The organism is Pseudomonas sp. R-28-1W-6 (assembly GCF_009799925.1).
In the GTDB taxonomy this organism is placed as follows: Bacteria; Pseudomonadota; Gammaproteobacteria; order Pseudomonadales; family Pseudomonadaceae; genus Aquipseudomonas.
Genome location: NZ_WELK01000004.1, coordinates 272945 through 292065 on the forward strand (window position 1 = coordinate 272945; position 19121 = coordinate 292065).

Here is a 19121-nt window from a genome sequence, read left to right on the forward strand (position 1 = left end):
CGTCAGCACTAACCGAGTAAGAGGACGCTACAGAGGCTTTATAATCGTAATCACAGCTGGTTGTGGATGTCCCCTGTGAACGTCAAACCTGAGCGTTCCAGAGGCGCTTAACAGTGCTCAAACTAATGTCCAGCTCCTTGGCTACAGCAGACTGGCTCAGACCATTAGCCTTGTGAGTCTGCACCGCCTCCACACTGGTAGCAGCAGGGCGACCGAGTGTCTTCCCCTCACTCTTGGCACGGCTCAGGCCGGCTTGGGTGCGCTCGATCAGCAAGTCACGTTCGAACTGAGCAACAGCAGCTAATACACCCATGGTCATTTTGCCGGCTGCACTGGTCAGGTCTACGCCACCCAAGGCGAGGCAGTGAACCCGGATGCCTTTACCTTCCAGCATCTGCACAGTGCTTTGCACATCAATGGCGTTACGGCCAAGGCGGTCTAGTTTGGTAACGACCAGTAGGTCACCAGACTCCATACGATCAAGCAGCAGGTTGAAGCCTTTACGTTCGCTGGCACTGGTGCTGCCAGATATGGTTTCTTCAATGACTCGCTGAGGCTGAATGTCGAAGCCTGCAGCTTTCACTTCCTGCACTTGGTTTTGGGTGTGCTGGTCAGCAGTGCTGCAGCGTGCATACAGGAAGGTGCGTGACATTGTGAGGGCTCCAGATGGGTGTCAATAACGTGGTGTCATTATAGGTGTTGGGTTCATAAGTTCAACCTCTATTTTGTGATACCAGTGATCGGCACTAGGTAGAGTGGGTTCACAAACGCTCGTTTATGACACGTGGGGGATGTGGTGCTGAGCCGACTGAAAGAACAGGGTTAGGAAGGGGTTTGCTTAGCTGTAGGGCTCGAAGCCCTCGGTTTCACTGGGCTGGCCAGATGAGGGCAGGGTCAGATTGTTCTTCCGGTGTCTGTAATTCCCCTGTTCCAGCTTGTTTTCTGATGCGCGTAGCTCAGTGGATAAGGGATACCAATCCTAAAAAGCTTCTTAGGAAAGGTATCCCCCTGTGCATCAAGCAGCATCAACCCCGTCACGCCATCGGCGGATGGTTTTGGCCGTGACATTGCTAAGCCGAGCAATGCTTTTGATTGCCACTCCATCCTCTAAGAGGCGATTAACCATCTCGCGTTGAGGGTGCTCTGCCCTGCGACCATCTGGCTTGACTGGCATCAGTTTGGATAGCGACCAGTCAATCTCTGCATCAGGCAGGTAGGTCTGAACCAGATACTGTGCAACACGCTCATCTTGCACGAATAGCCGTATATGCTCCGTGTTGCCTTTGCAGCGGATAGCGGTTCGAGTCACCGCTTGCAGTGAGGGCTCCAGCAGTCGAGTCGTTACGAACGCCGCACGGAAGTCCTCGCCGTACTGCTCTCGAAGAAACTCTAATCCCAGAGCATCCGCCGGGCTGGGGTTACCCCCAAAAAGCAGAATGGCTTCAGTTGCTGTGTCGTAGCTATTAAGTCCACGGCAGTCCTTGGGGACATACTGAACATTGCGGGTGCGCTCAAGACCAGCCCACTTGGATGCAAAGAGTAGTGGCCTCGTTTGGGTTTGCTCTAGGGTGGTTCGCAGGACCAAATCGATTAGCCGCTCATTGCCATGCCTTGTCAGCATTCTCGCCCGACTAAAGGTTTGCCCCTTTGGCATCAGCGGATAAATGGTGACGGTGCTCGTGTATCTGCTCTGTTCGGGTGTAAACATCGAGTCGCAGAATGTGAAGCCATGGGCATGTGCAAGCTTCTCAAACTCACTCCCGGCAACGTTGGCAGCCAGCACATGTACTTCATCGCTGGTCGCGAAGATTTTCCACCAATCCAAGTGTTCTTCCACGGCGCGGATGTGGCGCTTACCGTTCTCTTGAGGCTGGTCAATGAACACGTCTACGCCACACAGCAGCAGCCGGAAAATGTGGGCTGCTGAAGAGCCAAGTGTGGAGCAGTCTGTGCCGGATGCATCTGCGCGGTTAGTAGTGATTTGATCTCGAACCGCTTCATCAAGGCCGTCCTTGATCCAGAGCTGACCACTTCGCTCCTCTGTGTAGTCGAGCACACGCTCCAGTTCTATCGGCTTGAGTGAGTAGTCCGGGTAGTCCACGACCTTAGGTAGCTCATCGACAATGAGCATCCAGCCCCGAAACAAGGAGGGGTGTACACGCCGGATAGCTTCCTGAGTGCAGATGAGAAACGAGTCTTGCTTGAGTCGAAGAGCTGCTGTCAGTTCTGGGGCTACGAGTTCACCACTGCGATGGTCGATGGTGCGAGGAGTAATCCCCATCGCTGATGCGCGCTTGGTGATGGCATCACTCAGAACGATGGTTGGTAGTGCAAGGACGATGCGTTTCCCCTCAGCAACAAGGAAGGGGATTTGGGTCAGAAGCGCTTCTGTTTTTCCAGCTCCGGGCTGGGCGATGGCGGTGTGAATGGGTTTGATACGGGTAACATTTGTCATGAAGTCCTCCTTCAGTTTCAGTTCATAAGCATTTCCTCTGGAAAGCCGCGAGCGGTTTACTCGCGGCACATTCAAGTCAGTCTCTGATGTGAGCTGATAGCCGTCGAAGAGCATCGACAGCTTGTGGGGCGATCAATCCATCGAAAAGCTGGGCAAGCTCCAGCCCGTACTTTTGACGCGCTTGCTTGTAGGCATCAAAAGCCTCGTGGATGCAGTAAAAACGCCCAAGTGGCTGCGATTTCCCATATTTCGAAATGGCTGCTACGAAACCTACCTTGCTCGGGTGCTCACTGACGCCTATAGGGAGTTTTCCTCGGATTTTTCGTGAGTCTTTGAAGATCAGGTTGACGAGCTTAGGTACGACGCAGCAGTACTCTGGTGAGTAAACGGTGTTCAGTGGGTCAATGATGTCCTTGTCTAGCTCTGCATCAGGCATTCCTGCATAAGGCTGCGAGACATGCCAAGCTGCAAACTCTTGGTAGTCGTGCCACTTCAGGCAAACACGGACCCCTTGATAGGTTGGGGCCGTGGATGAGTAGGCGCGCTGCATCATGTTGTGCCAAGTCTTATATGGCGTGCCTTTCCCTGCTTTGACGTAGGGCATGCCCATGGCTTTACGCCGGCTACCAGAGTTGTAGCCAACACCATAGGTAAGAGGCTTATCTGCAGTAGGTCCAAAGAGTGGAAGCTCTTCACCGAGACTGTAGTCAAGGTGGAGTCCGGCTACGCAAGGCGCTACGTAAATGGTTCGAGGGGTGGTGCTGCTGTGTTGGTGCATTGTTGTTACCTCCGTGCTGTTGAAAAAAAGGCGAAAAAAACCGACACAGTGGTCGGCATTGGGCTCGTCATTCTTCTCGCTGCGGAGTAGGGGACTTAGCTATTCGATGTCGTTGACCTCAGTGTTGGTGTTGCTTCGATTGCGTATGTCATGTGATTTCTCATGATCTGCGTTGACCGTCAGGTGGTGGTCAGCCAAAAGGTAGGCACTAAAAAGCCTCCTGCGATTTTCGGTCGATTTGTCGAACCGTAGTCGCGTAGAGGCTTCCAAGTTGTATGTCTGCTTACTGGGCAGATTCGTATATTCTCACAATGGCTGACCGGCTGTCAAGTACTTGTTGACAGGGCCGGGTGAAGGTGTTTAGGCGTCATGTAACGTGCCTCAATGCTTCTGCCATCGCTCTGATTGGTGTCCTGCTGCCGTAGACGCTGAATGTAACGGAGCTTTCTTCATGGCCCGCCATCCGTTTAATCAGCGAGTCTTGGACGCCAGCCTCCCTCAGTTCATCGATGAAGGTGTGACGAAAGCTATGGAAGGTTTTGCGTGGGTCGCTGATTCCTTGTTTCGCCTTGTAGCGACTGAACCATTTTGATGGAGCATGACCAAGCTTTCCCCTTGTCGGGACAAGATCGGGAAAGAGTCTGGAGTAATTTTTATCCCCGATGGATTCGGCATGCTCAAGTAGACCAAGCTCCAGCAGTTTGGGGTGAATAGGAAGCACCCGGCGGCTGCTCTGATTCTTGAGTTTTTGGTCACTATGCCTGTCATCGATACGAATGCACGGGATGCCTTGATAGCTAGTGATGTCATCGATGTGCAATTGGCAAAGCTCCTCTAAACGGGCGCCAGTGAAACGGGCGAGGAGGGGTAGCCAGTACCGCCATGGATGCTTTCGTGCCTCATGGGCCAGTGCGTCATGTTTGAGCAAGGCGTCGAGGTCAAACGGCTCAAGGGAGAGGCGAGCCTCTTTTGCAGCACCAGCCATCACTTTCATTCCCGCTAGCGGGTTTTGTCCGATGTAGCCGTTTGCCTTGCACCAGTTGAAGAAGGCCGTCAACTTCCGTAGCCGGTTGTTGATCGTTACGGCAGTGATGGTCTGGTAGGGCATGGACGAGTTTACGACTTGCCGCAGTGTCATTCCCTTGAACTCGGTTCGCTGAGCGAAGTACTGCGGGCACCGTGCCAAGCGTTCCTTGAGGGTGCGAGCTTGTTCGACTCCGAAGGCAGAGGCAGGCATGTCGTCCATCAGTTCGAAGAAGTCCCGCAAGGCACGTTCCACGTCCAGAGCACTGACCGTTCGCCAAGCGCCGCTCCGAGTCCCTTCATCTATGTAGAGCTTCGCCAGACTTGCCAGCGTTGGGCCCTCCGCTACGGTGCTGATCGACTTGGTTGAAGTCTTTGCAGTGCTAACTGTGATCGTGGGAATTGACGTTTTGGTTCGCCATTCCGTACACAAGGCGAGGAGCTTCCGAGGTTCAATAAGGGGGTGGCTGCTGATGTGCTCGTGTACTCGACGAGCAAGCTCAGATGCGATGAATACGGCGGTTTTACGGTCCCTGACACTGAGACTCAAACGGAGAGTGGTACGGTCGGGATAGAGGTGCTTAGGCAGCCGTAAGTTCAGGTAGTACACGGCTCCGCGTCGAGTGATGTAAGTCAAAGTGGTACACCAGAGTGGTACAGCAAAGTGGAACAATGCTGGTCACACCCCAGATTTTTGGCCTTGGCTCAGGCGTACTCGCCCGTTCGAAATGAATGTTGGCGAATCACCCATCAACCCCCCACCAGCCCAGACGCAGTGCAGCTTTCAGCAAACTGCGAGGAGTGCTTGCACTCCACCCCGGTCAGGTCCGGAAGGAAGCAGCCACAGCGGGAACATCGTGTGCCGGGGTGTGGCTGGTGGGACCGCCTCCATAACCCGCTCCGGGTTGTCTGTTTTCCGAAATCTTCCCCTTCGTCTTATCTGCTGCTCATGGCCTGGCCTGGCAGGGCGAAAGCACGCCTCTTTCACGCTCCTTGCGGCGCCGGCCCTCGTCCGTGGCAGTTCCAGGCCGGCCAATCCGCCGGCGCGGATGCAATTTACCCGGTGCTCCGCTAGGATTAGCCCCTCTGTTATCCAGACGCGACGGTTTTCGATGAGTTATCAGGTTCTTGCACGTAAATGGCGTCCGCGCTCGTTCCGCGAAATGGTCGGCCAGACCCATGTGCTCAAGGCCCTGATCAATGCCCTGGACAGCCAGCGCCTGCACCATGCGTACCTGTTCACCGGCACCCGCGGGGTGGGCAAGACCACCATCGCGCGGATCATCGCCAAGTGCCTGAACTGCGAGACCGGCATCAGCTCCACGCCGTGCGGTGAGTGTTCGGTGTGCCGCGAGATCGACGAGGGCCGCTTCGTCGACCTGATCGAAGTCGACGCCGCCAGCCGCACCAAGGTCGAGGACACCCGCGAACTGCTGGAAAACGTGCAGTACGCGCCGAGCCGCGGGCGTTACAAGGTCTACCTGATCGACGAAGTGCACATGCTCTCCACGCACTCGTTCAACGCGCTGCTCAAGACCCTCGAAGAGCCGCCACCCCACGTCAAGTTCCTGCTGGCCACCACCGACCCGCAGAAACTGCCGGTCACCATTCTCTCCCGTTGCCTGCAGTTCTCCCTGAAGAACATGCCGCCGGAGCGGGTGGTCGAGCACCTGACCCATGTATTGACCGCCGAGAGCGTGCCGTTCGAGGACGACGCCCTGTGGCTGCTCGGCCGTGCCGCCGATGGTTCGATGCGCGATGCCATGAGCCTGACCGACCAGGCCATCGCCTTTGGCGAGGGCAAGGTGCTGGCCGCCGATGTGCGCGCGATGCTCGGCACCCTCGACCACGGTCAGGTCTACGGCGTGCTGCATGCGCTGCTCGAAGGCGATGCGCGGGCGCTGCTCGAGGCCGTGCGCCATCTGGCCGAGCAAGGCCCGGACTGGAACGGCGTGCTCTCCGAGATGCTCAACGTGCTGCACCGGGTGGCGGTGGCCCAGGCCCTGCCCGAAGCGGTGGACAACGGCCAGGGGGATCGCGACAAGGTCCTGGCGCTGGCCCAGGCCTTGCCAGCCGAGGATGTGCAGTTCTACTACCAGATGGGCCTGATCGGCCGCCGCGACCTGCCGCTGGCGCCGGACCCGCGCAGCGGTTTCGAGATGGTCCTGCTGCGCATGTTGGCGTTCCGCCCGGCGGATGCCGACGGGGCGCCCCGCTCACCTTTAAAGGATCTGGGAATCAGCAAGGCCACAGCTGATTCCACGACCAACCCAGTGGCCGGCGCAGCCCTTGCTGCCCAGCCGGCTTCTATCGCATCCCCCGTCGTTGCCGCGCCCGTAGTTCCGGCTCCGCCTCCTGTCGTCGCGCCGGTTGCTGCGGTCGAGTCGGTGCCTGCCCCGGTTGCGCCGGCAGCGGTGCCGGCGGCTACCCTTGCGGCGGCTCCGGCCAGCGTGCCGAGCGTGGTCGCAGCACCGGTTGTCGACCTGCCCTGGGAGGCGGCGAGCCCGTCCGCGTTGGCAGTTGCCGAGCCCGTGCTGGCGCCGCTTGCCAGCGAGCCTGCGGTGATCGAGGCGGCTCCGGCGCTGCAATCGGTTGTTGCCGAAGCCGAGCCGCCGGCTGTTGCCGCTGTACCGGCTCCGCCCGCCGTGGTGCCAGCCGTTGCGCAAGCCGAGGAGGGCGATGACGACGAACCGCCGCCCGGCGACTACGACTATGCCGAAGTGGATGGCGACAGCCTCGACTACGACTTCGACGTGTCGGCCGCCGAGCCGCAAGCCGAGCCCGAGCCGTTGCCGGCCGCCAAGCCGGCCACCGGCCTGGCCGCCGAGTGGCTGGACCTGTTCCCGCACCTGGGCCTGTCCGGTATGACCGGCAGCATCGGCGCCAACTGCACCTTGATCGAAGCCGATGGCGACGCCTGGCTGCTACACCTGGACCCGGGCCACAGCGCGCTGTTCAATGCCACCCAGCAACGTCGTCTGAATGACGCGCTGAACCAGCACCTGGGGCGTAACATCGAGCTGCGCATCGAGCTGATCCTGCCCGAGCAGGAGACTCCGGCCCAGGCTGCTGCGCGCAAGCGCGCCGAGCGCCAGCGCCTGGCCGAGCAGTCGATTCAGGACGACCCGCTGGTGCAGCAGATGATTCAACAATTCGGAGCGGTGATCCGCGCCGAGTCCATCGAACCCCTGACCCATTAATTGATTCGCCGAGGAACCCATCATGATGAAAGGTGGCATGGCAGGCCTGATGAAGCAGGCTCAGCAGATGCAAGAAAAAATGGCCAAGATGCAGGAAGAACTGGCCAATGCCGAAGTCACCGGCCAGTCCGGCGCCGGCCTGGTCAGCGTGGTGATGACAGGTCGTCACGACGTCAAGCGCATCACCCTCGACGACAGCCTGATGCAGGAAGACAAGGAAGTGCTGGAGGACCTGATCGCCGCGGCGGTCAACGATGCCGTGCGCAAGGTCGAGCAGAACAGCCAGGACAAGATGTCCGGCATGACCGCAGGTATGCAGCTTCCCCCCGGCTTCAAAATGCCCTTCTAAGACGCGACGTCCAGCCGCAGCACATAGCAGCGTTGCACTTCGGCCCGGGCATGCTCATTTACGGTCAGTAAACTCCGCTGGCCGGGCCGAAACGCGCCTTGCTCTGCACCGCGTCTGAACGCCCCTCACTGCGTGCCCATCATTCAAAGCATCGCCTTTTTCACGGTACCCCTCCATGAGCTTCAGCCCACTGATCCGCCAACTGGTCGACGCCTTGCGTATCCTGCCTGGAGTCGGGCAGAAGACTGCCCAGCGCATGGCCCTGCAGATGCTCGAGCGTGATCGCGCTGGCGGTTTGCGCCTGGCCCAGGCGCTGACTGCGGCGATGGAGGGGGTAGGGCACTGCACGCGCTGCCGTACCCTGAGCGAGGACGAGCTGTGCCCGCAGTGCGCCGATCCGCGCCGGGACGACAGCCTGCTGTGCGTGGTCGAGGGGCCGCTGGATGTGTTCGCCGTCGAGCAGACCGGCTATCGCGGGCGCTACTTCGTGCTCAAGGGCCATCTGTCGCCACTCGACGGCCTGGGCCCGGAGGCTATCGGCATCCCCGAGCTGCTGGCGCGGATCGAGGCAGGCAGCTTCGGCGAAGTGATCCTGGCCACCAACCCGACGGTAGAGGGGGAGGCCACCGCCCACTACATTGCCCAGCTGCTCGACGGCAAGGGCATCATTCTGTCGCGTATCGCCCATGGCGTACCGCTGGGAGGCGAGCTGGAACTGGTGGACGGCGGCACCCTGGCCCATGCCTTTGCCGGACGGCGGCCGATCGCCCACTGAGCCTCCGCCGGGGTACCGCACCGGCCACGTGGGAGCGGCTTCCGCCGCGAATGGCGCGGCGCAAAGCGCTCCCGTCAGCGCGGACTCTGTGCACCGGGGCGATGACGCTGGCATACATAGCCTGGGTCTTCGTGGATGGCGAGGATGGCCGTGTGCTCGGTCGCGAGATACCCGGCGTCGGCACTGCGGGCGAGCGTTTCTATCAGCTGCAGCTACCGATCCATGGCGGGCGTATCCTCGGTTCCCCCGGGTGGATGCCGATTGCCGTGCTCAGCGTCACCGGCGCAAGCAACGGGCGCGGCGCTTCGCCACCCGGCAGCGGGCAACGCAATCGTCGCCTGGCTTGGCCGATACGTCTTCTTGAAACCAAGCAAGCGCTCGGTTAAGGTCGATGCAACCTTATCCGGAGCTGCCTCATGACCGCCTTCCAGGACTATTTCGACGACTCCCATCAACTGGTTCGCGATTCGGTGCGCCGTTTCGTCGAGCGCGAAGTGCTGCCCCACGTGGCGGACTGGGAGGAGGCCGAGGAGTTTCCCCGCGAGCTGTACCGCAAAGCCGGTGCCGCCGGCATCCTCGGCATCGGCTACCCGGAACAGTTCGGCGGCAGCCACGAGGGCGACCTGTTCGCCAAGGTGGCGGTCAGCGAGGAGCTGATGCGCTGTGGCTCCGGCGGCCTGGTGGCCGGGCTCGGCTCGCTGGATATCGGCCTGCCGCCGGTGCTCAAATGGGCTTGCCCGCAAGTGCGCGAGCGCGTGGTGCCGCAGGTGCTGGCCGGCGAGAAGATCATGGCCCTGGCGGTGACCGAGCCGTCCGGTGGTTCTGATGTGGCCAATCTCAAGACCCGCGCCGTACGTGATGGCGATTTCTATCGTGTCACCGGCAGCAAGACCTTCATCACCAGCGGCGTGCGCGCCGACTACTACACGGTGGCGGTGCGCACCGGTGGCGAGGGGTTCGGCGGCGTCAGCCTGCTGCTGATCGAGAAGGGCACGCCGGGTTTCACCGTCGGCCGCTCGCTGAAGAAGATGGGCTGGTGGGCGTCCGATACCGCCGAGCTGTTCTTCGACGACTGCAAGGTGCCGCTGGGTAACCTGATCGGCGCCGAGAACATGGGCTTTGCCGGGATCATGGCCAACTTCCAGAGCGAGCGCCTGTCGCTGGCGATCATGGCCAACATGACCTCGCAGCTGGCCCTGGAGGAGACGCTGAAATGGGCTAATGATCGCCAGGCCTTCGGCAAGCCGATCGGCAAGTTCCAGGTGCTCAAGCACCGCCTGGCCGAGATGGCCACCCAGCTGGAGGTGTCACGCGAGTTCACCTACCGCCAGGCCGCCAAGATGGCCGCCGGCAAGAGCGTGATCAAGGAGATCTCCATGGCCAAGAACTTCGCCACCGACGTCTCCGACCGCATCACCTACGACGCCACGCAGATCCTCGGCGGCATGGGTTTCATGCGCGAGTCGCTGGTCGAGCGCCTGTACCGCGACAACCGCATCCTCTCGATCGGCGGTGGCACGCGCGAAGTGATGAACGAGATCATCAGCAAGCAGATGGGGCTCTGAGCCCCAGCCAGGCTGGCGCTTGTCGGCGAGTGGTCGTGCTGCTCTGCCGGCAGCTCCCGGCAGATGGGCACCGCGGCGGGTGCCTTTGCGTCGGTCGGTCTACGGGGCCTGGTGAAGGGGCGGCTTAACCTTCGTCGAGCTCGAAGGCGGTCAGGCAGAATACGGCGATGCCGCTGTCTTGCAGCTTCTGCGAGCCGCCCAGTTCGGGCAGGTCGATGATCGCCGCGGCTTCGTGAACCCTGGCGCCCATGCGCCGGACCAGGCGGGCGGCGGCGAGCAGGGTGCCGCCGGTGGCGATCAGGTCATCGAAGATCAGCACCGAGTCGCCTTCGCACAGGCTGTCGGCCTGCACTTCCAGCAGCGCCTCGCCGTACTCGGTCTGGTAGCTCTCGCTCAGTACCTCGGTCGGCAGCTTGCCCTGCTTGCGAAACAGGATCAGCGGCTTGTTCAGTTCGTAGGCGATGATCGAGCCGATCAGGAAGCCGCGCGCATCCATGGCCGCGATGTGGCTGAAGTCGTTTTCCACATAGCGCTGGATGAAGCTGTCGGCGACCATGCGCAGGGCGCGCGGCGACTGGAAAATCGGGGTGATGTCGCGAAACACCACGCCCGGCTTGGGGAAGTCCGGCACCGGACGGATCAGGGATTTGATAGTGAATTCGTCGAAGATCATCGTCAGATTCCTGTCGGCCGGTTCTGTGCAGGCTGTCAGCTGTCCACGTTGCCGCCCGCCAGGGCGCACAGCTCGATCGGGTCGAGGATGTGCACTTCCTTGCCTTCGGCGGCGAGCAGGCCGTTCTGCTGGAAGCGGGTGAACACCCGCGAGACGGTTTCCACCGCCAGGCCCAGGTAGTTGCCGACCTCGTTGCGCGACATGGCCAGGCGGAACTGGTTGGGCGAGAAGCCGCGGGCGCGGAAGCGAGCAGAGAGGTTGACCAGGAAGGTGGCGATGCGCTCGTCGGCGGTCTTCTTCGACAGCAGCATCATCATCTGCTGGTCGTCGCGGATTTCCCGGCTCATCACCCGCATCAGCTGGCGGCGCAGTTGCGGCAGCTGCACGGACAGTTCGTCCAGGCGCTCGAAGGGGATTTCACAGACCGAGGTGGTTTCCAGCGCCTGGGCGGAGACCGGGTACAGCTCGGTGTCCATGCCGGACAGGCCGACCAGCTCGCTGGGCAGGTGGAAGCCGGTGATCTGCTCCTCGCCGCCGTCGCTCAGGCTGAAGGTCTTCAGCGCACCGGCGCGCACCGCGAATACCGAGGCGAAGGCATCGCCCTGGCGGAACAGGAACTCGCCCTTCTTCAGCGGGCGGCCGCGTTTGACGATCTCGTCGAGGGCATCCATGTCCTCCAGGTTCAGTGACAGCGGGAGGCACAGCGCCGCCAGACTGCAATCCTTGCAATGGGCCTGGTGCGGGGTGTGCACCTTGATGGTCTCGGGCATCACGGGGGTTCCTGCTGGCTAAACACGCATAGGTGGCAAGGGTAACGCATGCCCGGTCCATCTAGCCAGCCTAGAACGGTGGCCTGACAGTTCGTTCAGGTTTCGACCGCTAAGGCCGTCGGACCCGGTCCGGCGAGAGCGACGGCGGTTGGCGTGCAGTACGAGGCCGCGCGTGCCGGTTGCACCCAGGCCGCGGCGGGTGAAAGATGGGCGCACCGTTGTGCGCTTTAGCCGCAGCGGCATTTTGCCCACCCCGCACAGGCCAAGGATCGGCATGCCCCAGAAACTCTTCGCGTTACTCGGTTGTACCCTGCTGCTGGCAGGTTGTGAGGTACTGTTCGTGGCCAACACCCTGGTCGGCTGCGCCATGCGCCCGGAGATGGATATCCTGCCGCGGGAGCTGCCGGCGGCGCGAGCGGGTGAGCCTTATTGGGTGCGCATCGAGGTGGTCGACACCAGCTCGCCGCTGACCGGCATCCATGTCAGCCCCAGGCAGCCGCTGCCGGCCGGCCTGACGCTGGAGCATGCGGAGCGTGCCGCGCATGGCGTGATTGCCGGTACGCCACTGACCCCCGGGGTGTATCCGCTGCGGGTCTATGCCGGTAGCTACGGTACCCAATGCGTGGGCAAGAAAGCCGAGCGGTCGTACCGGCTGGAGGTGCTGGCGGCGCATTGAACCTGCTCGGCGGCTGGCCTGGCGCGCCCCCCGCGCACCGGGCCTGCCGCCGCTCAGATTACCCGGGAGAAACGCTGCTGGTTCTGTTGTTCCAGGTAGCGATCGAACAGCATGCACACCGAGCGCACCAGCAGGCGGCCGGCCGGGCGCACATCGATGCCCTTGTCGCTCAGCTCGATCAGGCCGTCGCGCGCCAGCTGTTGCAGCTGCGGCCAGAGGCTGGAGAAGTAGCCGCGGAAATCGATGTTGAAGCGGTCTTCGATCTGCTGGAAGTCCAGCTGGAATTCGCAGATCAACTGCTGGATCACCGCGCGGCGGATGCGGTCGTCTGCATTGCACACCAGGCCGCGCAGGGTGGCGAGCTGGCCGTTGTCGATGCTCTGCTGGTAGTTGCCCAGGTCGCTGCTGTTCTGGCAGTAGAGGTCGCCGATCTGGCTGATGGAGGACACGCCGAGGCCGATCAGGTCGCAGTGGCCGTGGGTGGTGTAGCCCTGGAAGTTGCGCTGCAGGGTGCCGTCTTCCTGGGCCGTGGCCAGCTCGTCGTCGGGCAGGGCGAAGTGGTCCATGCCGATGTAGCGGTAACCGGCGGCGGTCAGCTGCTCGATGCTGCCTTGCAGCATGGCCAGCTTGTCGGCCGGGCAGGGCAGCTCTTCGCTGTTGATCCGCCGCTGCGGCAGGAAGCGTTCCGGCAGGTGCGCGTAGTTGAACACCGACAGGCGATCCGGTTGCAGGGCGATGACTTCGGCCACGGTGCGGGCGAAGCTTTCCGGGGTCTGCTTGGGCAGGCCGTAGATCAGGTCGATGTTCACCGAGCGGAATTGCAGGGTCCGCGCCGCTTCGACGATGGCACGGGTCTCTTCCAGGCTCTGCAGGCGGTTGATCGCCCGCTGCACGGCCGGATCGAGGTCCTGTACGCCGAGGCTGACGCGGTTGAAGCCCAGCTCGCGGAGCAGGCCCATGGTCGACCAGTCGGCCTCGCGCGGGTCGATCTCGATGCCGTAGTCGCCGGAGTCGTCGTCCAGCAGGCTGAAGTGCTCGCGCAGATGGGCCATCAGCCGGCGCAGTTCGTCATGGCTGAGGAAGGTCGGGGTGCCGCCGCCGAAGTGCAGCTGCTCGACCACCTGCTGGCGGTCCAGGTGGCAGGCGATGCTGGCGATTTCCTTTTCCAGGCGCTCGACATAGGGCAGGGCGCGGCCGCGATCCTTGGTGATCACCTTGTTGCAGGCGCAGTAGTAGCAGATGTTGGCGCAGAACGGCACGTGCACGTACAGGGACAGCGGACGCAGGGCCTTGCGGCTGTCGCGCAGGGCATGCAGCAGGTCGAAAGAGCCGACATCGCTGTGGAACTGCACGGCGGTCGGGTAGGAGGTGTAGCGCGGGCCCGGCAGATCGTAGCGGCGAATCAGGTCGGTGTCCCAGCGGATGGCGTCGAGCATGCGGTTGTCCCTGCAAAGGCAAGCAATGGTTGCGAGTCTAGGCAGCGCGCGGCAGAAGGGTCTTGACCTGGATCAGGGTGGCGGTGGCTGACGGCTTCGGCGGCTCGGCGCGCTGCGCAACTGTGCGCTGTTTAACGCCGGGGTCGCCGCTCAGTGCCCCATCAGCCAGTGCTGGTGAGGGCCGGGCAGGGTCCACAGGCCGAACAGGATGACCACCAGGCCGCCGGCCATGCGTACGCCGCGCCGGCGCAGCAGGGCGGTCAGGCGTTCGGCGGCCATGCCGGTGGCCAGCAGCACCGGCCAGGTGCCGAGGCCGAAGGCCAGCATCAGCAGGCCGCTGTCCAGGGCCGAGCCCTGGCTGGCCGCCCACAGCAGGGTGCTGTAGACCAGGCCGCAGGGCAGCCAGCCCCAGATCGCGCCGAGCAGCAGGGCGCGCGGCACGCTGCTGATCGGCATCAGGCGGCTGGCGATCGGCTGCAGATGGCGCCAGAGATGGCGGCCGAGGCCTTCGATGCGGGTCAGGCCGCTCCACCAGCCGGCCAGGTACAGGCCCATGGCGATCAGCAGCCCGGCGGCGATGACCCGCAGGACCATGGCCGCCGGACTGCTGGCCACGGCCCAGCCGGCCAGGCCGATCAGCACGCCGGCAGCCGCGTAGCTGAGGATGCGGCCGAGGTTGTAGGCCAGCAGCAGGCGCAGGCGCCGGGCGCGCTGCTCGGCGGGGATGGCCAGGGTCAGGGCACCCATCAGGCCGCCGCACATGCCCAGGCAATGGCCGCCGCCGAGCAGGCCGAGGATCAGCGCGGAAACCAGCAGCGGCGCCAGTTCAAGCACGGGGCTCGTCCTGCTCCGCGGGCTTGTCGGCTTCGGCGATGCCGGCCTTGTGCTGCGGGTCTTCGTCGTCGAACAGGATGCTGTGCGCCGGGCTGTCGAGGTCGTCGTACTGGCCGTTGTCCACGGCCCAGACGAACAGCCAGATGGCGAAACCGACCAGGGCCACGGCAACCGGAATCAGGATATACAGCGCGGACATGGTGGCTCCGATGGGCTTAGGGGCGAGTCGCCGGGGTGCGGGTCAGGCGCAGGGCGTTGAGTACCACCAGCAGCGAGCTGACCGACATGCCGAAGGCGGCCCACAGCGGAGTGACCAGGCCTGCGGCGGCGAACGGCAGTACCAGACCATTGTACAGGCTGGCCCAGGCCAGGTTCTCGACAATGATGCGCCGCGTACGGCGAGCCATGGCGAAGGCCTGCACCAGGCTGCCCAGGCGATTGGACAGCAGCACGGCGTCGGCGCTGGTCTTGGCCAGGTCGGTGGCGCTGCCCATGGCCACGCTGATGTCGGCGCCGGCCAGCACCGGTACGTCGTTGACCCCGTCGCCGAGCATCAGCACGCGGTGGCCGTCTTGGTGCAGCTGCTGCAAGACGGCCAGCTTGGCATCCGGGGTCAGGCCGCCGCGGGCGTCGCTGATGCCCAGCTGGCGCGCCACTTCGCCGACCATCGGCGAGCTGTCGCCGGACAGCAGGATGATGTTCCAGTGCTGGGCGCGGCAGGCGGCGAGCAGCTGCGCGGCATCGGCGCGCAGGCGATCATCGAGGACGAACCAGGCCAGCGGGCCGCGTTCATCGCCGAGCAGCAGCCACTGGCCGTGCTCGCCGGGAATCGGCGGGGCGCTGCGCGCGGCCAGCGCGGCCACGTAGGCGGGCTGACCGATGCGCAGGCGGCGGCCGTCGACCAGGCCTTCCAGGCCCTGGCCGGGTTCGCTGCGCAGCTGCTCGGCGCCTTGCTGGCTGTGGCCGAAGGCGCGGGCGATGGGGTGTTCGGAGCCGTGTTCGAGGGCGGCGGCCAGGGCCAGGCAGGCGTCGCTGTCGAACTCGCGCAGGGTGAGGATGCGGTCCAGGGTCAGGCGGCCCTCGGTGAGGGTGCCGGTCTTGTCGAAGATCACCGTATCGATCTGCTTCAGCCCCTCCAGCACGTGGCCGCGGGTGAGCAGCAGGCCGAGCTTGTGCAGGCTGCCGGTGGCGGTGGTCAACGCAGTCGGGGTGGCCAGGGAAAGGGCGCAGGGGCAGGTGGCGACCAGCAGCGCGAGGACGATCCAGAACGCGCGCTGCGGGTCGATCTGCCACCAGACCAGGCCGACCACGGCCGCCACGCCGAGCACGATCAGCAGGAACCACTGCGCCACGCGGTCGGCCAGCTCGGCGATGCGCGGTTTGTCGGCCTGGGCGCGTTCCAGCAGGCGGACGATGGCGGACAGCCGGGTATCGGCGCCGAGGGCCTGGACTTCGACGGTCAGCGGGCTCTCCACGTTGAGGGTGCCGGCTGTCACAGTATCTCCTTCCGCGCGGGGTAGCGGCAGGTACTCGCCGGTGAGCAGCGACTCGTCGACGCTGGACTGGCCGCTGTGGATGCGCCCGTCCGCCGGCAGCAGGCCGCCGGGCGGCACCAGCACGCGGTCGCCGACGCGCAGTTCGCGCAGCAGGATGCGCTGGCTCTGGCCGGCCTGATCCAGGCGCAGGCAGGAGGCTGGCAACAGGTTGACCAGCTGCGCGGTGGCCGCCGCCGTGCGCTCGCGGGCGCGCCGTTCCAGGTAGCGGCCGGCCAGCAGGAACAGGGCGAACATGCCGACCGCATCGAAGTACAGCTCGCCAATGCCGGTGACCGTGGACCAGATGCCGGCCACGTAGGCGCCGCCGATGGCCAGCGACACCGACACGTCCATGGTCAGGTGGCGGGTGCGCAGGTCGCGCAGGGCGCCGCGGAAGAACTGGCCGCAGCAGTAGAAGACGATGGGCGTGGTGAGGAACAGGCTGGTCCAGCGCAGGATCTTGTCCAGCTCGGGCGACAGGTCGATGTTGAACTCCGGCCAGGTGGCCATCGCCGCCATCATCACCTGCATCCACAGCAGGCCGGCGACGCCGATCTGGCGCAGGGCCTTGCGGTTCTCCTCGGCCAGGCGTGCGCTGGCGGCGTCGGCCTGCCAGGGGTGGCCGGCGTAGCCGATCTTGCGCAGTTCCTTGAGCAGCTGGCTGAGCGGCAGCTGGCTGTCGGCCCAGCGCACCTGCAGGCGCTGGCTGGACAGGTTGAGGCTGGCTTCGGCGACGCCGTGCAGGGTGCGCAGGTGTTTCTCGATCAGCCAGCCGCAGGCCGCGCAGCTGATGCCTTCGATCAGCAGCACGGTTTCGCTGAGTTCGCCCTGGTGCTGGACGAAGGGCTGTTGCACTTCGCTGCGGTCGTACAGCTCCAGCTCGTCGCTGAGGGCCTTGGGCAGGGCCTGCGGGTTGATCGCGCTGTCGCTGCGGTGGCGGTAGTAGTTTTCCAAACCGCCGGCGACGATGGCCTCGGCCACCGCCTGGCAGCCCGGACAGCACAAGGCCCGCGTCTCGCCGAGTACACGGGCCTCGAAGCGGCTGCCGGCGGGAACCGGCAAGCCACAGTGGTAACAGGGGAGGGGACTGCTCATGGGCGCGGATCGGTTACTCGCCGAGCTGGACCGACTGGCCGCTGGCCAATTGCTCTTCCTCGAACAGGCGCCAGTCCTGGCCGCCTTCCTGGCCGATCAGCTCGACGAAGCGGCGGCCCTCGACCAGATCCGGCATCTGCCCGAAGTAGCTGCCATCGCCCTGCAGTTGCAGGATCACCCGGCGATCACGCTCGGGCTGGGTCGGCGAGATCAGGTTGAGCACCAGCTGCGGCGGGTTGCTGTAGCCCTGCAGCTGCAGGTTGGCGGTACCCTTGTCGTTGTCCAGTACCAGGCTGGCCTTGAGCTTGAGGCGGCTGGCCAGGTTCTCGCGTTCCAGCGAGGTGTTGATGCCCTTGCCGACGTCGTAATAGTTGTCGGCGATCAGGCCCGGCGGGTTCTTGGTCGCGATCACCAGCATGGTGGTGCCGAGAATCACGGACATGCCGAGAATGCCGAGGATGAACCAGACCCAGAATTCTTTGTACCAGGGTCTGACGAGGCTATCGGGTTGCATGCAATTTCCTTGGTTAGCGGACGCTGGGGCCGATAAAGCGGCTGACAGAGTCGCTCTGGATGGTCGGGTCTTCGACCGCCTGGATCTTGAAGCGGATCTCGTTGGTGCTCGACGGCAGTTTCTCCGGCGGGATGGACAGCTCCACGGGTACCGAGAGTACCTCGCCTTCGGCGGCCTTGAGTTCGCGCTTGCCTTCGTAGACCAGGCCGTCGAGGCCTTCGGCGCTGACCATGAAGGTCAGGTCGCGCTGGGCCTTGTTCATCAGCTTGAGGGTGTAGACGTTCTCGATGAAGCCCTGTTCGTTCTCGCGGAACAGCACGCGGTCCTTGAGCACGTCGAGCTCGACCAGCGAGCGGTGGGCGACGGTCCAGCCGAACAGGCCGATCATCGCGATCAGGGCGATGGCGTAGCCGATCAGGCGCGGGCGCAGCAGGTGGGTCTGCTGGCCGGACAGGTTGTGCTCGGTGGTGTAGCTGATCAGGCCTTTCGGGTAGTTCATCTTCTCCATGATGCTGTCGCAGGCGTCGACGCAGGCGGCGCAACCGATGCACTCGATCTGCAGGCCGTCACGGATGTCGATGCCGGTCGGGCAGACCTGCACGCACAGGGTGCAGTCGATGCAGTCGCCGAGGCCTTCGGCCTTGTAGTCGGCGGTCTTCTTGCGCGGGCCACGGGTTTCGCCACGGCGCGGGTCGTAGGAGACGATCAGGGTGTCCTTGTCGAACATCACGCTCTGGAAGCGTGCATAGGGGCACATGTAGATGCACACCTGCTCGCGCAGCCAGCCGGCGTTGCCGTAGGTGGCCAGGGTGAAGAAACCGACCCAGAAATAGGCCCAGCCGTCGGCGCTGCCGTCGAGCAGGCCCGGCACCAGGTCGCGGATCGGCGAGAAGTAGCCGACGAAGGTCAGACCGGTGACCAGGCCGATCAGAATCCACAGCGAGTGCTTGGCGGCCTTGCGCAGGAATTTCTGGCCGCTCATGGGCTGCTTGTCCAGCTTCATGCGCTGGTTGCGGTCGCCTTCGGTGACCTTCTCGCACCACATGAAGACCCAGGTCCATACGCTCTGCGGGCAGGTGTAGCCGCACCAGACTCGCCCGGCGAACACGGTGATGAAGAACAGGCCGAAGGCGCAGATGATCAGCAGCCAGGACAGCAGGGCGAAGTCCTGCGGCCAGAAGGTGGCGCCAAAGATGTAGAACTTGCGCTCGGGCAGATCCCACCAGACTGCTTGCCGGTCATTCCAGCTGAGCCAGGCGGTACCGAAATAGAGGATGAAGAGGAGGGCCCCGCCACCTACTCGAAGGTTGCGGAACAGGCCGGTAAAGGCGCGGGTGTAGATTTTCTCACGGCTGGCGTACAGGTCGACGCTGCCTTTGGCATGTTGCGGGGTGAGATTCTTGACGGGAATTTGTTCGCTCATCGGCTCGTACCACGGCGGTA

17 protein-coding genes and 1 pseudogene are annotated in these 19121 nt (G+C 63.4%); 6 read left to right on the forward strand and 12 right to left on the reverse strand.

Features of this window, described 5'->3' with window-relative positions; genetic code table 11:
• Positions 1-82: 82 nt before the first annotated feature.
• The 4 genes from F3I62_RS11080 to F3I62_RS11095 all read right to left on the reverse strand — a co-directional run bounded on the left by F3I62_RS11080 (position 83) and on the right by F3I62_RS11095 (position 4893).
• Complete coding sequence (locus tag F3I62_RS11080) at positions 83-652, reverse strand: recombinase family protein (RefSeq protein WP_160489695.1); 570 nt, start codon at positions 650-652, stop codon at positions 83-85.
• Between the two features lie 363 nt (positions 653-1015).
• On the reverse strand, positions 1016-2569 hold the full coding sequence (locus F3I62_RS11085; protein ID WP_256667740.1) for a hypothetical protein: 1554 nt from the start codon (positions 2567-2569) through the stop codon (positions 1016-1018).
• On the reverse strand, positions 2532-3065 hold the full coding sequence (locus F3I62_RS11090) for a hypothetical protein (RefSeq protein WP_256667741.1): 534 nt from the start codon (positions 3063-3065) through the stop codon (positions 2532-2534). Before F3I62_RS11090 ends, F3I62_RS11085 begins: the two co-directional genes overlap by 38 nt.
• 535 nt (positions 3066-3600) lie before the next feature.
• Entirely contained in the window at positions 3601-4893 is a 1293-nt protein-coding gene (locus F3I62_RS11095; RefSeq protein ID WP_160489697.1) for a site-specific integrase, read from the reverse strand.
• A gap of 475 nt (positions 4894-5368) precedes the next feature.
• On the opposite strand from F3I62_RS11095, the gene dnaX reads away from it, so the two are divergent.
• The 5 genes and pseudogenes from dnaX (at position 5369) to F3I62_RS11120 (ending at position 10145) form a co-directional block, all read left to right on the forward strand.
• Positions 5369-7456 carry a DNA polymerase III subunit gamma/tau gene (gene dnaX / locus F3I62_RS11100; RefSeq protein WP_160489698.1) on the forward strand — a complete coding sequence of 696 codons (2088 nt, stop codon included), beginning with the start codon at positions 5369-5371 and terminating at the stop codon, positions 7454-7456.
• Between the two features lie 22 nt (positions 7457-7478).
• Positions 7479-7805 (forward strand): YbaB/EbfC family nucleoid-associated protein, encoded by a 327-nt coding sequence (locus tag F3I62_RS11105; protein ID WP_160489699.1) that lies wholly within the window; start codon positions 7479-7481, stop codon positions 7803-7805.
• 175 nt (positions 7806-7980) lie between these two features.
• The gene (gene recR / locus F3I62_RS11110) at positions 7981-8580 is read left to right on the forward strand and encodes a recombination mediator RecR (RefSeq protein WP_160489700.1); all 600 of its coding nucleotides are present in this window, start codon (positions 7981-7983) and stop codon (positions 8578-8580) included.
• 119 nt (positions 8581-8699) lie between these two features.
• Positions 8700-8966: pseudogene (locus tag F3I62_RS20540) on the forward strand (hypothetical protein); the annotation flags it as partial.
• 30 nt (positions 8967-8996) lie between these two features.
• Positions 8997-10145: an acyl-CoA dehydrogenase family protein gene (locus F3I62_RS11120; protein WP_160489701.1), complete on the forward strand. Its 1149-nt coding sequence runs from the start codon at positions 8997-8999 to the stop codon at positions 10143-10145.
• Between the two features lie 124 nt (positions 10146-10269).
• On the opposite strand, the gene F3I62_RS11125 is transcribed toward F3I62_RS11120, so the two are convergent.
• On the reverse strand, positions 10270-10818 hold the full coding sequence (locus F3I62_RS11125) for an adenine phosphoribosyltransferase (protein ID WP_160489702.1): 549 nt from the start codon (positions 10816-10818) through the stop codon (positions 10270-10272).
• Between the two features lie 35 nt (positions 10819-10853).
• Entirely contained in the window at positions 10854-11588 is a 735-nt protein-coding gene (gene fnr, locus F3I62_RS11130; protein WP_160079415.1) for a fumarate/nitrate reduction transcriptional regulator Fnr, read from the reverse strand.
• Positions 11589-11862: 274 nt separating this feature from the next.
• On the opposite strand from fnr, the gene F3I62_RS11135 reads away from it, so the two are divergent.
• Complete coding sequence (locus tag F3I62_RS11135) at positions 11863-12264, forward strand: Ig domain-containing protein (RefSeq protein ID WP_160489703.1); 402 nt, start codon at positions 11863-11865, stop codon at positions 12262-12264.
• Positions 12265-12317: 53 nt separating this feature from the next.
• On the opposite strand, the gene hemN is transcribed toward F3I62_RS11135, so the two are convergent.
• The 6 genes from hemN to ccoG form a co-directional block, all read right to left on the reverse strand.
• Positions 12318-13700, reverse strand: a complete 1383-nt coding sequence (gene hemN, locus F3I62_RS11140) for an oxygen-independent coproporphyrinogen III oxidase (RefSeq protein WP_160489704.1) — start codon at positions 13698-13700, stop codon at positions 12318-12320.
• A 150-nt stretch (positions 13701-13850) separates the two neighbouring features.
• Positions 13851-14534, reverse strand: coding sequence for a sulfite exporter TauE/SafE family protein (locus F3I62_RS11145; RefSeq protein WP_160489705.1), 684 nt, complete (start codon positions 14532-14534; stop codon positions 13851-13853).
• On the reverse strand, positions 14527-14733 hold the full coding sequence (gene ccoS / locus F3I62_RS11150; RefSeq protein WP_160489706.1) for a cbb3-type cytochrome oxidase assembly protein CcoS: 207 nt from the start codon (positions 14731-14733) through the stop codon (positions 14527-14529). The genes F3I62_RS11145 and ccoS overlap by 8 nt, the downstream gene beginning before the upstream one ends.
• A 16-nt stretch (positions 14734-14749) precedes the next feature.
• Positions 14750-17164, reverse strand: a complete 2415-nt coding sequence (locus tag F3I62_RS11155; protein WP_160489707.1) for a heavy metal translocating P-type ATPase — start codon at positions 17162-17164, stop codon at positions 14750-14752.
• 13 nt (positions 17165-17177) lie between these two features.
• On the reverse strand, positions 17178-17678 hold the full coding sequence (locus F3I62_RS11160) for a FixH family protein (protein ID WP_160489708.1): 501 nt from the start codon (positions 17676-17678) through the stop codon (positions 17178-17180).
• Positions 17679-17691: 13 nt separating this feature from the next.
• Positions 17692-19101 (reverse strand): cytochrome c oxidase accessory protein CcoG, encoded by a 1410-nt coding sequence (ccoG, locus tag F3I62_RS11165; protein WP_160489709.1) that lies wholly within the window; start codon positions 19099-19101, stop codon positions 17692-17694.
• Positions 19102-19121: the final 20 nt, after the last annotated feature.